Below are 13461 nucleotides of genomic sequence, written 5' to 3' on the forward strand. Positions count from 1 at the left end.
TATGATCGCTATACAAGATTGTTATTTACCAGGTACTCGGCTATTTGAACTGTATTAGTGGCTGCACCTTTTCTTAAGTTATCACTCACAACCCATAGATTTAAACTGTTTGGTTGTGATGTGTCACGCCTTATTCTACCAACAAATACATCATCCTTACCATTTGCATACATTGGCATTGGATATACATTTACGTCAAGATTGTCTTGAATAGTTACGCCATCTGTATTGTTTAATATTGATCTTACCTCATCAAGATTAAAATCGTTTTCAAACTCAACATTAACAGCCTCACTATGACCACCAGCAGTTGGAATTCTTACTGCTGTTGCAGTAACTGCAATAGTCTTATCACCTAATATTTTTTGAGTTTCCCTAACCAACTTCATTTCTTCTTTGGTGTAGCCATTTTCTTCAAAGACATCACAATGAGGAATGGCATTTTTATGTATCGGATAATGATAGGCCATATCTCCTTTTTTACCAACTATTTCATTTTCTAACTGTTCTACAGCTTTAACTCCAGTTCCTGAAACTGACTGATATGTTGAAACAACAACACGCTTAATTTTGTATTTATTGTGAAGTGGCGCCAATGCCATAACCATTTGAATTGTAGAACAATTTGGGTTGGCTATAATTTTGTCTTCCTTTGTTAATTCTCTAGCATTAATTTCTGGCACGATTAATTTTTTAGATCGATCCATTCGCCATGCTGAGGAATTATCAATTACTGTAGTGCCAATTTCTGCGAACTTTGGAGCCCATTCTAATGATGTGCCACCACCAGCTGAAAATAAAGCGATATCTGGTTTTTCTTCAATTGCTGCGGGAATACTAATGACCTCATGAGGTATTCCTTTAAAGTCAATTTTCTTACCAACAGAACGTTCTGAGGCTACCAACAATAATTCATCAACAGGGAAATTACGCTCCTCTAATACTTTGAGCATTACATTACCCACTAATCCGGTTGCACCGACAACAGCTACTTTCATATTTTAAAATATTAGTGTCAGCAAAATTATAGTATTTCCTTAATAACAGATGGTGTTTTAGTGATAAAAATGTGATAAAAATATGGATGTAAAATTGCGATTTTAATATTTCAGGTAAAAAAGAACCCAGGCCTAATAGCCTGGGTTTTGTTATTAATTGTAGTGTAGCGGTGTCGCTAAACTTAAATTACTTCTTTAAAGCATCTCTAATTTCAGTTAATAAATCAACTTCTGATGGTCCTGCTGGAGCTGGTGCCTCAGCTGGCTTCTTAGTTTTGTTGTATGCCTTAACAATCATAAACATAACCAATCCAACAATTAATAAATTGATGATCGTGTTAATCCATGAACCATATGCAATTACTGCAGCACCCGCTTCTTTAGCAGCCGCAAGAGACGCATATTCTTTTCCGTCCATTGCATAGTGAAGGTCTTCAAAATTCATTCCTCCAGCAAAATAACCAATAAATGGCATTGCGATGTTTGAAACAAACCCGTTAATAACTGCGCCTAAAGCACCAGCCATGATTACTGCAACTGCGAAATCAATCACGTTGCCAGTCATAATAAAATCTTTAAATTCTTTTAACATAATGTAGTGTATTAATAGTTAGTTTAATATGTTAGTGTGACACTAATGTAATTAAAAAGTCACTAATTTTAACATTTAAATACTAATTTATGTAAAGTCGTTTAACACGATTGGAGATGGCCGTTAAAATTTCGTACGAAATTGTATGAGCAGATTCGGCCAAATCTGATGCCTTGTAGTTAGAGTCAAAGAATATAACCTCATCACCTTCCTTACATTCAATATTGCTAATATCTACCATTAACATATCCATACACACATTACCAATGATAGGTGCTTTTTGATTATTTATAACAACATAGCCTTTGCCGTTACCATAGATTCTTCCTATCCCATCTGCGTGCCCAATTGGGATTGTTGCTGTTTTTCCAAAACCTGATGCTTTATATGCGCGGTTATAACCTACAGTTTCGTCTTTTTCAATTTTATGTATTTGTGAGATAATGGATTTTAAGCTGGCAACAGGTCTAAGATTAATGTCTTCTTCGGCAGAGTTACCAAACCCATAAAGCCCTATACCACATCTTACCATATCAAAATGAGCTTCAGGATAGTTTATTAAGCCTGATGTATTACAAATGTGAAGCCATGGTTTGTAGCCTAGTTTGTTTTCAATATTCTCTGCTATTGATTTAAAGGAGGAAATTTGATTTTTTGTAAATAATTCTTCGTTAAGATCTTCACTTGCTGCTAAGTGAGAAAAAACAGACTTTACTTTGATGCTTTTAGTGGTATTTAATTTAGACATTATATAATCTACATCATTCTCCCAAAAGCCTAATCGGTTTAATCCTGTGTTGAATTTAATGTGCACAGGATAGTCTTTTTGTGCCTGTTTCTCTGCGACACTTATAAAGGCATTTAGAACCTTAGCGTTATATAAACTAGGCTCCAAGCAATGCTCAATTAAAGATTTAAAATTTACTGGTTGTGGATGCAACACTAAGATAGGTGTTTTAATACCTTTTTCTCTTAGTAAGAGCCCTTCCTTTACATAGGCCACCGCAAAATAATCAACACCTAATTCTTCTAAATGTTTAGCTGTTGTAACTGCATCGTTGCCATAAGCAAATGCTTTAACAACGGCCAAAAACTTAGTGTCTAGATTTAATTTTGATTTAAGATAATAGAAGTTATGGCTGAGCGCACCTAAATTAATTTCTAAAACAGTTTCTTGAGCTTTAGGCATCAGGCTTTTGTTCTTTAGAATTAATTTCTTCGGCATCATTAACTTTCATCTGCCTTACTTTGTCTCTCAACATACTTTTGTAATATGCCGCTCTACTCAAAGGTTCATATTCATCTACTTCACCCAGTAATACCAGGTCATCGCTTTTGGCCTTTCTATAACTGTATTGAGCTAAATTACCAGTTTTAGTGCAAATGGCATGTACTTTGGTTACATACTCTGCAGTTGCCATTAAATATGGCATTGGTCCAAAAGGATTGCCTTTAAAATCCATATCTAAACCCGCAACAATAACTCGTATACCACTATTTGCTAAATCATTGCAAACACGGACAATTTCATCATCAAAAAATTGAGCTTCATCAATGCCCACAACATCACATCCATCTGCCAATATTGGAATATTAGCGGCTGCTGGTACGGGAGTAGATCTAATTTCGTTAGAATCGTGTGAGACCACCATGTCATCATCATATCGCACATCCACAGCAGGTTTAAAAATCTCAACTTTTTGGCGGGCAAATTTGGCGCGTTTTAATCTTCGAATTAATTCTTCAGTCTTACCAGAGAACATCGACCCACAAATCACTTCAATCCACCCAAATTGTTCTTTATGATTTACCGTTTTTTCAAGAAACATTTCGTAATTTTAGCACTAAACGCAGTAATAATTCGTTTGTATAAAGGTCAATCAAAAATATTAAAAAACAAAAGCAAAAATGAAACATCTACTATTTAATTCTTATAATTTAAAAGAGTAAGAAGCAGATGGTTCATTCGGCTTTTAAAAACGCGCAATAATTAAGTCATGAAAAAGAAATTAGAATCAGAATTAATAAGCATAGCTCATCGAATTCTGAAGCTTAAAGGAAGAGAAGATGTAGATAGAATGCACGCCGAAGTATCAAAACTTTATGAAAAGTTAACGGTGCTTAAGTTTGCTCAAGAAAATTTTGAAGACAACATGCCAACCATTGGCAATGATTCTTCATTCTTTGATATGTTAGATACTGCTTTTAATAATAAAGTAAGTGATAATATAGAGATTGAAAACAAAGTTTATATCAATTTAGATGAGGTAGAGGACGATGGTATAATGGAGCCTGTTATGAATAAGATTAAAGACATGGTTGCCCACATGCCAGAAGAAACCAATGATACGGATGAGTTATTAGGAAACACCAAAACAAAAGAAGTTCCAAATACTATTCAATTTGAAAATATACCAACGGATTTTGGGGTAATTCCAGAATTTGAGCCTATTGAAGAAGCACAAAAACGAAAATCTTTAAACGATAAATTAAAGGGTAAACATCTTCAAATAGGATTAAATGATAAGCTTGCGTTTATAAAGCATTTGTTTGACGGCCAAAGCGAAGATTACGATCGTGTAGTGTCTCAAATAAATACTACAAAATCTTTAGATGAAGCTCAGAAACTAATCGTTGAATTTATTAAACCAGACTACAATAACTGGGAAGGCAAGGATGATATAGAAGGGCGATTTATGGAGCTTGTAGAAGGTAAATTCAATTAATTTATGCGCACAAAACAGATTGTGTATTGGATCACAACTGCCGTACTATGTGGTATTATGTTGTATTCCGCATCAATGTATTTTACAAATACTGAAATGGTTAAAGGTTTTTTTGAAAACTTCAATTTCCCAACCTATCTAGTGATTCCACTTGCTATTGTAAAAGTATTAGGTGTTGTAATGATTCTGTGGAGGCAAAGCAAATGGCTAACCGAATGGGCTTATGCTGGTTTCTTTTTTAATTTGATTTTAGCAACCTTAGCTCATCAATATGCTGGTGATGGCATAATTGGTTTTTCATTGTTTGCTCTCATAGCATTATTTCCATCTTATTTTTTGGGTAAATATATTAGAGATTAATGGGTAAATTATATTTGGTACCAACACCAATTGGAAATCTAAGGGATATTACCTTAAGGGCTATTGATGTGTTAAAGGAAGTGGATTTAATTTTAGCTGAAGACACAAGGACATCAGGTAAGCTCTTAAAGCATTATGAAATTTCTACTCCAATGCAGAGTCATCATATGCACAATGAGCATAAAACAGTGAATGGTTTAGTAGATAAATTAAAATCTGGTATGTCTATCGCCGTAATTAGTGATGCTGGCACACCTGCTATATCAGATCCAGGGTTTCTATTGGTCAGAGCTTGTGTTGAAAACAATATTGAAGTTGAATGCCTACCAGGAGCCACAGCATTTGTGCCTGCATTGGTGAATAGCGGATTACCCAATGACAAATTTGTCTTTGAAGGGTTTTTACCAGTTAAAAAAAGACGTCAAACACGACTTAATGTACTTGCAGAGGAAACCCGAACTATGGTTTTTTATGAAAGCCCACATAAATTGGTAAAAACACTTGGTCATTTCTGTGAATACTTTGGAGAGGTTCGTTTAGTTTCAGTTTCTCGAGAACTTACCAAGCTATATGAAGAAACAGTTAGAGGCACGGCAAAAGAAGTATTTGAGCACTACACCAATAAGCCACCTAAAGGAGAAATTGTCATTGTGGTAGAAGGGAAGAAGTGATGGATGATCTCCTTCATAACATTAGTCAATGCACAATTTGCAAACGGCACCTACCATTAGGGCCACGACCCGTAGTTACAGGACATCCAAAATCTAAAATTGTAATTATTGGTCAAGCACCAGGCACGAAAGTTCATGAGTCTGGTATTCCTTGGGATGATCAAAGTGGTAAAAAGTTACGACAATGGTTAAATGTAACCGATGAGCAATTTTACGACACCAAAAACTTTGCAATCATACCGATGGGATTTTGCTATCCAGGTAAAGGTAAGTCAGGTGATTTACCACCTCGACCAGAATGTGCTCCAGAGTGGCATAAACAATTATTAGACTTAATGCCTAAAGTGGAGTTGATTATTTTAGTTGGTGCATACGCACAAAAGTATTATTTAAAAGAAAAAGCGAAACGAACGTTAACTGATACTGTTGGTGAATATAAAATTTATCATCCAAAATACTTTCCTATTCCACATCCTTCACCAACTAACCGATTTTGGAGAAGTAAGAATCCCTGGTTTGAGGAATTGGTGGTGCCAGAACTTCAAAAAAATGTAAGCAATATTTTAGATAATTGACTTAGTAACGAGATCCATCATGTTTCCCAACTTCAAAGCCGTGTTTCCCCAAATATTGGTTACCACTTTCAATAGCACCCTCTTCAATATCAGTTCCCATAGAATCGTTCCAACGATTAAGATAACCAAACAATGAAATCACACCGAGCATTTCTACAATTTCACCTTCATCCCAATGCTCATACAACCGTGCTTTTATTTCTGCATCAACAGCATTAGGTACTTGACTAGCAGCTAGGCTAAAGTCTAAGGCAGCGCGCTCAGCATCTGAGAATGCAGGATGTGTTCTATACTCCCAAATATTGTCGAGTTGTTCCTGTTCAGCACCATAGCGTTCTGCAGCCCTAATAGCATGTGCCTGGCAATAGCGACAACCTGTTGAATTACTGCTCACCCAAGCAATCATTCTTTTAAGAGCTGAGGTTACCCTACCATCATTTGCCATAACCGCTTTATTTAAATTTATAAAAGCTTTACTAATTGCTGGTCTGCGCTGCATGGTTAGTACAGAATTAGGACAAAAACCGAGTGTTTCATTAAAGAATTCAGCTAGTTTTTTTGTTTCTAAATCGTGTTCTGGAGATAACGGAGTTACTAGTGCCATAGTTATTAAAAGTACTTAAAGTTTGAGGTGTCTAATGTACTTAAAGTACACCTCGGTTGCAAACTTAACTTTAGCGTATTTTAATCTTTTAAACCAATAGAACTTATTAACTTTAAGCACTTGTAACTTAGAAATTTTAAATATGATTGATAAAATCACAACACATTGGCAAGGTGGTTTAACATTTGAATCGGACAATCCAAGTGGTAAATCTGTGATAATGGATACTAATATTGAAGGTAAAACAGAACGCTTTGGCCTCTCACCTAAAGCAATGATGTTATCTTCATTGGCAGGTTGCTCTGCTTTAGATGTCATTTCTATTCTAAATAAAATGAACGAAGAAATAGATGACTTTAAAATTGAAGTTTCGGGAGAATTAACAAATGAGCATCCTAAATATTATCATTCTGTTGAGTTAGAGTATCATTTCTATGGTGCTCATTTAAATAAAAAGAAATGTCAGCGCGCAGTTGATTTATCGGTTGAGAAATATTGTGGTGTAATGGAAATGTTCAGGCAATTTGCAAAGATAAAAACCAAGGTTGTCTATCATATTGCTACAATACGAAATACTTTAAAACCATAAAAGCACCTACTCTAATTTATGCGTTGGACATTAAAACCAAAACCAGAAGCTTCCAAGATTGATTTACTAAAGGAGGCCTTGAATGTAGATGATATTGTTGCAAAATTATTATTGCAACGTGGTATTGAAACTTTTGAGGATGCAAAAACGTTTTTTAGACCTAGTTTTAATGATTTACATGATCCGTTCTTAATGAAAGATATGGACAAAGCTGTAACTAGAATAGAAGATGCAATTGCAAAGGGTGAAAACATATTGGTTTATGGTGATTATGATGTAGACGGCACAACTTCAGTAGCATTAATGTCTTCATATCTAAAAACAAGAATAGATACTGTTGCAACATACATTCCCGACAGATATGATGAAGGATATGGTATTTCTTATAAGGGAATTGACTTTGCAGATGATAACGATTTTAGCTTAATTATTGTACTAGATTGCGGTATAAAGGCAATTGAAAAAATTCAATATGCCAAAGAAAAGGGCATTGATTTTATTATTTGTGATCATCATAGACCAGGAGACATTTTACCCGACGCAATTGCTGTTTTAGACCCAAAACGCCATGATTGTGATTATCCATTTAAAGAACTATGTGGCTGTGGTGTAGGTTTTAAATTGATTTCTGCATTAGCTTCCAATCAAGGTCAGACGCCTGAAGATTTGATTGAATATTTAGATTTGGTAGCTACTGCCATCGGAGCAGATATTGTACCTATTGTTGATGAAAATAGGGCTTTGGCTTATTTAGGTTTGCAGGTAATTAATACGAACCCTAGACCTGGTATGAAGGCGATAATAGCTGAAGTGAAAAAGGATGAGTTAACCATTATTGATGTTGTTTTCATTATTGCACCTCGCATTAATGCGGCAGGACGAATGAAACACGGCAACCATGCTGTAACATTGCTGACTGAGACAGATTTTAATATGGCAGCAGCATATGCAGTAGATATAGATCAATTTAATACTGACAGAAGAGTAGCTGATAAAAGAATTACTGAAGAAGCACTGTTACAAATAGAAAAGAATAATAAAGAAGAGAAGTTCACAACTGTAGTTTATGATGAGAATTGGCACAAAGGTGTTATAGGTATAGTGGCATCTAGACTAACAGAAACATTTTATAGACCCACCTTAGTTTTTACCAAAAGCGGTGACAAACTTGCAGCATCAGCAAGATCTGTGAAAGGTTTTGACGTATATAATGCTTTAGAAGCCTGTAATGAATATATTGAGCAATTTGGTGGTCATAAATATGCTGCAGGATTGACACTTTTACCTGAGAACTATGACGCCTTCAAAGCAAAATTTGAAAGTGTCGTAAAAGAGACAATTGATCCAAAACTATTAACACCAGAGTTGAAAGTTGATTTAGAAATTAACTTGGATCAGGTAGATCAAAGATTAATGCGAATTTTAAAACAATTTGCTCCGTTTGGACCAGGTAATATGACACCAGTTTTCATGACTCAGAACATTAAAGATACTGGCTGGGGAAAATGTGTTGGAGAAGACAAAAGCCATTTGCGATTTACAGCAACTCAAAATGGATTTGAAAACATTGTCTGTATTGGCTTCGGGCTGGGCAATAAGTTAGATATAATTAAGAATAAGAAGATATTCAATGCAGCTTACACCATAGATGAAAACCATTGGAATGGAACGACAAGTTTACAACTGAAACTAAAAGATATAAAAGAATAAAATTTGGCAAAGAACGACCCTTACGCGGCTTTACGGTATAAAGAATTCAATATTTTTTTATTATTACGTTTTGCATTGGTTTTTGGCTGGTCTATGCAATTTGTGGTGATTGAGTGGCAAGTCTATGCCCTAACAAAAGACCCGTTATCTTTAGGTATTATTGGTCTTTGTGAATTTTTACCTGCTTTTTTTCTAGCTCCTTTTGCTGGACATATTGTAGATAAAAAAGAAAAACGAAATCTATTTGCACTATGTATAGGGCTCTTTTCATTAATAAGCTTTGGATTGTTTTGGCTGACCTCAGAAACTATTGAATCTTCGTGGGAAACCAGTAGTATTTTATATGGAATTTATGGATTGATTTTTTTTGGAGGTGTACTTAGAGCTTTTTTTGGCCCAACAATATTCTCGTTAATTGCACTAATCGTCCCAAAATACGTGTATCCCAATGCGGCAACTTGGAGCAGTAGTACATGGAAAGGCGCAAGTGTTTTTGGTGCTTTATGCGGTGGATTTTTAATATCTTGGATTAGTGTACACTATACACTTGGCATTATATTTTTATTAGTGATAATAGCGCTATTATTGGTCTTTTTTATAAACAGAAAACCGATTTTAAATAGCAAAACCAATGAATCTGTTAAAGAGAGTCTTAAAGCAGGACTAAAGTTTGTCTTTAATGACAAAGTTATTTTAGGGGCATTGACCTTAGATATGATTGCTGTTTTATTCGGTGGAGCTGTTGCTATATTTGCTGTATTTGCAAAGGATGTTTTAGATGCAGGCCCTAAAGCATTTGGATTATTAAATGCAGCGTTATCTTCAGGTAGTATTATAACTATGTTGGCCACGACCTACATTCCAATTACTAAAAGTACTGGCAAGAAGTTACTTGTTGCAGTATTTGGTTTTGGTGTTTTTATGATAATTTTTGGTGCTTCAAAGTTCTTATGGTTAAGTGTTTTAGCACTCTTTTTCTCTGGAGTTTTTGATGGCATATCAATGGTAGTAAGACAGACCATTTTACAACTTAAAACACCAGACGAAATGCGTGGTAGAGTGGGTGCTGTTAATTCAATGTTTGTTGGTTCTTCTAATGAATTGGGTGCTTTGGAGAGTGGTATAGCAGCTAGAATATTTGGCGCACCATTGGCTGTTGTTTTAGGAGGTACGCTGACCCTAATTACAGTTATAACAATGGGTATTAAAAATAAACCACTTCGAGAATTAGACTTACAAAAGGATATAGAAGAACACTATGAGGATGTTAAATCGTCATAAGTTTTAAGGTGCAGGTTTTTACCATCAAATTCGCCGTAGGTATAGTATTGTATCCAGTCACCCAGATTGACATATTTAGAGCTTTCATGTAATTCAATTTCTAACGGTAAATGCCTATGTCCAAATACAAAAAAATCGCGATGCTTATCCTCTAGTTTTCGTTTACTGTATTTTACAAGCCATTCATTTTCTTCACCTAAAAACTTAGCATCATCATCACCTGATATCAATTTGTTCTTTACCGATAAGTATTGTGCTATTTTAACACCAATATCTGGATGCAACCATCTAAATAGCCACTTAAAAAAAGGATTTGTAAACACTTTTTTCATTCGTTTGTAGCCTTTGTCTCCTGGTCCAAGACCATCACCATGACCAATAAAAAATGCAGAATTACCGATTTGAAATTCATGTGGTTTGTGAAAAACAGGGATACCAAGCTCCTCTTCAAAATAGCCACTCATCCATAAATCATGATTCCCAACAAAATAATAGATAGGAATACCAGCATCACTTATTTCAGCCAATTTACCAAAGGTCCTTGTAAACCCTTTTGGAACAACAGTTTTATATTCAAACCAGAAATCAAATAAATCACCGATTAAAAAAATTGCAGCAGCATCTTTTTTTATTTCATTTAACCAAGACACAAACTTTTTTTCTCTTGGCAATGAAGCTTCCTTGGTTGGAGCGCCCAAATGATTGTCTGAAGCAAAATAAACCTTCTTGCCAGAAGCAATTTCTATGTGAATAGGATTACTCATTGTCTGAAGCAAACCACTCAGCAAAACTCGTTGCAGTTTCCTGTAATTTTAAAGAATGTAAATTAATGTTGTCTGGAAGGCGTTTTTTAATCTTGACCGCAAAATCAATAACCATCATTTCGCTTGTAGGTTGGTAGTCTACCAACAGAACATTATGCCCTCTATCTTCAAGTTCTTTTGCGAGTTCTACATGAGGTGTGTTTTTGTTAAAGACGGTAGCATGGTCAAAAACATTTACAATTTCTTCTTTTACAATTTTTTTTAAATCACCAAAGTCTATCACCATACCAAATTTTACATTGGTATTATCTGAAATAGGAATCCCAATAACCGTAACGTCTAAACGATAACTATGGCCATGCACATTTTTACATTTACCATCATAGCCATAAAGCGCATGTCCAGTTTCAAAAGAAAACTGTTTTGTGATACGAATGTTAGTCATTAGCGTCTTCTATTTCTATTGAAAAAATATATAACAATTAATGCAATTGCTAGTATTAAAAAAAGATAATTACCCATCTATTCTTCTTTTATTCTGTTTTTGTTAAATCTGTAGATTAAGTATGCTATAACTACTAGTATTATAAAAGGCAACATGCTACCTATGAATACACCAATACTGTAATTGTCATCTGGAGCATCATTGATTTTTTGTTCAATATCAACCTGTTGTAGTATAAAAAATAGTCTAGTCAATTAACTTCAAATATTTGTTTCAAATTTAAACGTTTTCAGCTAGTGTTTTAAATGTTTTTCTGAATTTAATAATTAATGGTAATCCTCTAGCAATTATCCATAGTGTAAAAGCTGTGAAAATACCATATAGCTTGTAGTCTAAATTGTCTGTTATTAATATAACTGGGATAAATACTAAAAGAGTTGAAAATAAAAGCACATTTCTTAAGTATTGCATCTTGCCCAACCCTTTAAAAACACCATCGAATATAAAAGCTAAGGCACAAAGTGGTTGCATGGCTAGCACAATCCAGAACACATTATAGAATTCCTTTAATACTTTTTGATCATCCGTAAAAATACTCCCGATTGGGTTATATAAAAGAGCTCCAATTATAGCTATTATTAAACCTACAGAAATTCCATATTTAATGAGTTTATTACTCAAATCAATTAGGCTTTTATATTGTTTTGCTCCAAACAACTTGCCGGATAATATATTTCCAGCACTTGCATAACCATCAATTAAAAACGCCCCTAGAAACCAAAGGTTGATTGCTATTGTGTAAGCAGCAATATATGTTGGTCCATATTTAGTAGCAAAACTTGTCCCAAAGTAAAGGGCGACGTTTAATGCAATGGTTCTAATAAAAAGATTGACAATCATCAAAGCAAAACGTTTTATTTCCGGGTTAAAAGGAAATTTTACTAATAATGGAATATCTGTTTTAGCCAATAAGTAATACACAGAGAGCATTGCCATAATAACCTGAGCAATTACACTTGCATATGCAGCTCCTTGAATATGCATTGCAGGAACTATCCCTTCAATACCGTAAACTAGAATTATATCTAAAATAATATTCGCTACCGCACCAGTAATAGCAATTATCATTGGGTGAAATGTATTTTGAAGTCCCCTAAAAGTCCCAAAAACAGCTATTGTAAACAGTGTAAAAGGGAATCCAAATACTCTAATCTGGTAGTATTCTATACTATAATTTAATATTAGGTCTGATGCGTTATATAGTTTAAAGATTTGAGAAGCAAATGGGTAGGTGGCCAAAATTATTAAGATGCTTAAGGAGGTAATTAAAAATATTGCCTGCGCGGGTAAATTTCTTACTTCACCGAGTTTGTTTGCACCTAAGTATTGAGATACTATTGATGAGATTGCACTACGAGTCTGGCCCAGAACCCAAATTAGCATTGATAAAAACGTTGTTACAATACCGACAGCAGCCAGTGATTCAGTCGCATTTAAATCTATGTTACCAATAACGGCAGCATCCGTTAAGGATAAAATCGGCTCTGAAATACCAGAAATCAATGCTGGTATAGCCAATTTGTTGATTTGTTTAAGTGTTATTGCAGTGCTCAAAGGACTAATTCGTAACAATGAAAGGGATATACGCTTTGCTTTGGAAAGTAAATATCACCTAATCTTTTATAGCCACGAAGTTCGTAAAACTTTTGGTTTCTCTTGTTCTGTGAAAAGGTATCTAATCTAATAGAAGTATAGTTATTTTCTATGGCATAGTTTTCTGCAAAATCCATCAAATTTTGTGCTAAACCTTTACCTTGATGGTCAGGATGTACTGCCAATCGATGAATATAAATATTATTACTGTTTTTTGTTAACCACTTTATTGGAAAATACTCATCATCCATTAGGGTAGATATTACAATAGATCCTGCTAATTTATTTTCAATTTCCAAGACAAAAAGTTCATCTCTCCCAATATCATTAATAAAGGCAGATTTATTTGGGTAATGTTCGTTCCACTGATAAATACCCTTTGCTATCATAGTTTTAGCACATGCCTTGGTCATTGCCATTATAGATGATATGTCTTCTTGTGTAGCCTTTCGAATCATTTATAAATTGTACTTTTGCCTAAATTCTTTATTCA

17 protein-coding genes are annotated in these 13461 nt (G+C 34.5%); 7 read left to right on the top strand and 10 right to left on the bottom strand.

From position 1 onward, the window contains the following. Positions 1-8: 8 nt before the first annotated feature. The 4 genes from ACFWV9_RS04460 to ACFWV9_RS04475 form a co-directional block, all read right to left on the bottom strand. The gene (locus ACFWV9_RS04460) at positions 9-998 is read right to left on the bottom strand and encodes an aspartate-semialdehyde dehydrogenase (protein WP_411894037.1); all 990 of its coding nucleotides are present in this window, start codon (positions 996-998) and stop codon (positions 9-11) included. A 187-nt stretch (positions 999-1185) separates the two neighbouring features. Next, positions 1186-1590 carry a large conductance mechanosensitive channel protein MscL gene (gene mscL, locus ACFWV9_RS04465; RefSeq protein WP_411894038.1) on the bottom strand — a complete coding sequence of 135 codons (405 nt, stop codon included), beginning with the start codon at positions 1588-1590 and terminating at the stop codon, positions 1186-1188. Between the two features lie 82 nt (positions 1591-1672). Continuing rightward, on the bottom strand, positions 1673-2779 hold the full coding sequence (gene alr, locus ACFWV9_RS04470; RefSeq protein WP_411894321.1) for an alanine racemase: 1107 nt from the start codon (positions 2777-2779) through the stop codon (positions 1673-1675). Continuing rightward, on the bottom strand, positions 2772-3419 hold the full coding sequence (locus ACFWV9_RS04475) for a thymidine kinase (RefSeq protein WP_411894039.1): 648 nt from the start codon (positions 3417-3419) through the stop codon (positions 2772-2774). The genes alr and ACFWV9_RS04475 overlap by 8 nt, the downstream gene beginning before the upstream one ends. A gap of 168 nt (positions 3420-3587) precedes the next feature. Here ACFWV9_RS04475 and ACFWV9_RS04480 point away from each other — a divergent pair, with 168 nt between their 5' ends. The 4 genes from ACFWV9_RS04480 to ACFWV9_RS04495 are packed head-to-tail and all read left to right on the top strand — an operon-like array spanning position 3588 to position 5922. Further along, on the top strand, positions 3588-4316 hold the full coding sequence (locus tag ACFWV9_RS04480) for a hypothetical protein (RefSeq protein ID WP_411894040.1): 729 nt from the start codon (positions 3588-3590) through the stop codon (positions 4314-4316). Positions 4317-4319: 3 nt separating this feature from the next. Beyond that, the gene (locus tag ACFWV9_RS04485; protein WP_411894041.1) at positions 4320-4676 is read left to right on the top strand and encodes a DoxX family protein; all 357 of its coding nucleotides are present in this window, start codon (positions 4320-4322) and stop codon (positions 4674-4676) included. Beyond that, on the top strand, positions 4676-5347 hold the full coding sequence (rsmI, locus tag ACFWV9_RS04490) for a 16S rRNA (cytidine(1402)-2'-O)-methyltransferase (RefSeq protein ID WP_411894042.1): 672 nt from the start codon (positions 4676-4678) through the stop codon (positions 5345-5347). The genes ACFWV9_RS04485 and rsmI overlap by 1 nt, the downstream gene beginning before the upstream one ends. Beyond that, positions 5347-5922, top strand: coding sequence for a uracil-DNA glycosylase family protein (locus ACFWV9_RS04495; protein ID WP_411894043.1), 576 nt, complete (start codon positions 5347-5349; stop codon positions 5920-5922). Before rsmI ends, ACFWV9_RS04495 begins: the two co-directional genes overlap by 1 nt. 1 nt (position 5923) lies before the next feature. Here the strand turns inward: ACFWV9_RS04495 and ACFWV9_RS04500 are convergent, their stop codons facing one another. After that, positions 5924-6526: a carboxymuconolactone decarboxylase family protein gene (locus ACFWV9_RS04500; protein ID WP_411894044.1), complete on the bottom strand. Its 603-nt coding sequence runs from the start codon at positions 6524-6526 to the stop codon at positions 5924-5926. 142 nt (positions 6527-6668) lie between these two features. Between ACFWV9_RS04500 and ACFWV9_RS04505 the strand changes: the two genes are divergently transcribed. The 3 genes from ACFWV9_RS04505 to ACFWV9_RS04515 are packed head-to-tail and all read left to right on the top strand — an operon-like array spanning position 6669 to position 10106. Next, entirely contained in the window at positions 6669-7115 is a 447-nt protein-coding gene (locus ACFWV9_RS04505; RefSeq protein ID WP_411894045.1) for an OsmC family protein, read from the top strand. A gap of 18 nt (positions 7116-7133) precedes the next feature. Beyond that, entirely contained in the window at positions 7134-8825 is a 1692-nt protein-coding gene (recJ, locus tag ACFWV9_RS04510; RefSeq protein WP_411894046.1) for a single-stranded-DNA-specific exonuclease RecJ, read from the top strand. A gap of 3 nt (positions 8826-8828) precedes the next feature. Next, entirely contained in the window at positions 8829-10106 is a 1278-nt protein-coding gene (locus ACFWV9_RS04515; RefSeq protein ID WP_411894047.1) for an MFS transporter, read from the top strand. Here ACFWV9_RS04515 and ACFWV9_RS04520 read toward each other — a convergent pair. The 5 genes from ACFWV9_RS04520 to ACFWV9_RS04540 form a co-directional block, all read right to left on the bottom strand. After that, positions 10082-10852 carry a UDP-2,3-diacylglucosamine diphosphatase gene (locus ACFWV9_RS04520; RefSeq protein WP_411894322.1) on the bottom strand — a complete coding sequence of 257 codons (771 nt, stop codon included), beginning with the start codon at positions 10850-10852 and terminating at the stop codon, positions 10082-10084. The genes ACFWV9_RS04515 and ACFWV9_RS04520 overlap by 25 nt on opposite strands. 10 nt (positions 10853-10862) lie before the next feature. Next, complete coding sequence (locus tag ACFWV9_RS04525; protein ID WP_411894048.1) at positions 10863-11315, bottom strand: 6-pyruvoyl trahydropterin synthase family protein; 453 nt, start codon at positions 11313-11315, stop codon at positions 10863-10865. Between the two features lie 77 nt (positions 11316-11392). Next, positions 11393-11569, bottom strand: coding sequence for a hypothetical protein (locus ACFWV9_RS04530; RefSeq protein WP_411894049.1), 177 nt, complete (start codon positions 11567-11569; stop codon positions 11393-11395). A gap of 25 nt (positions 11570-11594) precedes the next feature. Next, positions 11595-12929, bottom strand: coding sequence for an MATE family efflux transporter (locus ACFWV9_RS04535; protein WP_411894050.1), 1335 nt, complete (start codon positions 12927-12929; stop codon positions 11595-11597). Further along, on the bottom strand, positions 12926-13426 hold the full coding sequence (locus ACFWV9_RS04540; protein WP_411894051.1) for a GNAT family N-acetyltransferase: 501 nt from the start codon (positions 13424-13426) through the stop codon (positions 12926-12928). The genes ACFWV9_RS04535 and ACFWV9_RS04540 overlap by 4 nt, the downstream gene beginning before the upstream one ends. Between the last annotated feature and the right edge of the window lie 35 nt (positions 13427-13461).

The sequence above is a fragment of the Winogradskyella sp. A2 genome, from assembly GCF_046762865.1.
In the GTDB taxonomy this organism is placed as follows: Bacteria; Bacteroidota; Bacteroidia; order Flavobacteriales; family Flavobacteriaceae; genus Winogradskyella.

Coding starts and splice junctions, on each gene's coding strand:
- ACFWV9_RS04460 (WP_411894037.1), bottom strand. CDS start 998: ATGAAAGTAGCTGTTGTCGGTGCAACCGGATTAGTGGGTAATGTAATG.
- mscL (WP_411894038.1), bottom strand. CDS start 1,590: ATGTTAAAAGAATTTAAAGATTTTATTATGACTGGCAACGTGATTGAT.
- alr (WP_411894321.1), bottom strand. CDS start 2,779: ATGCCTAAAGCTCAAGAAACTGTTTTAGAAATTAATTTAGGTGCGCTC.
- ACFWV9_RS04475 (WP_411894039.1), bottom strand. CDS start 3,419: ATGTTTCTTGAAAAAACGGTAAATCATAAAGAACAATTTGGGTGGATT.
- ACFWV9_RS04480 (WP_411894040.1), top strand. CDS start 3,588: ATGAAAAAGAAATTAGAATCAGAATTAATAAGCATAGCTCATCGAATT.
- ACFWV9_RS04485 (WP_411894041.1), top strand. CDS start 4,320: ATGCGCACAAAACAGATTGTGTATTGGATCACAACTGCCGTACTATGT.
- rsmI (WP_411894042.1), top strand. CDS start 4,676: ATGGGTAAATTATATTTGGTACCAACACCAATTGGAAATCTAAGGGAT.
- ACFWV9_RS04495 (WP_411894043.1), top strand. CDS start 5,347: ATGGATGATCTCCTTCATAACATTAGTCAATGCACAATTTGCAAACGG.
- ACFWV9_RS04500 (WP_411894044.1), bottom strand. CDS start 6,526: ATGGCACTAGTAACTCCGTTATCTCCAGAACACGATTTAGAAACAAAA.
- ACFWV9_RS04505 (WP_411894045.1), top strand. CDS start 6,669: ATGATTGATAAAATCACAACACATTGGCAAGGTGGTTTAACATTTGAA.
- recJ (WP_411894046.1), top strand. CDS start 7,134: ATGCGTTGGACATTAAAACCAAAACCAGAAGCTTCCAAGATTGATTTA.
- ACFWV9_RS04525 (WP_411894048.1), bottom strand. CDS start 11,315: ATGACTAACATTCGTATCACAAAACAGTTTTCTTTTGAAACTGGACAT.
- ACFWV9_RS04540 (WP_411894051.1), bottom strand. CDS start 13,426: ATGATTCGAAAGGCTACACAAGAAGACATATCATCTATAATGGCAATG.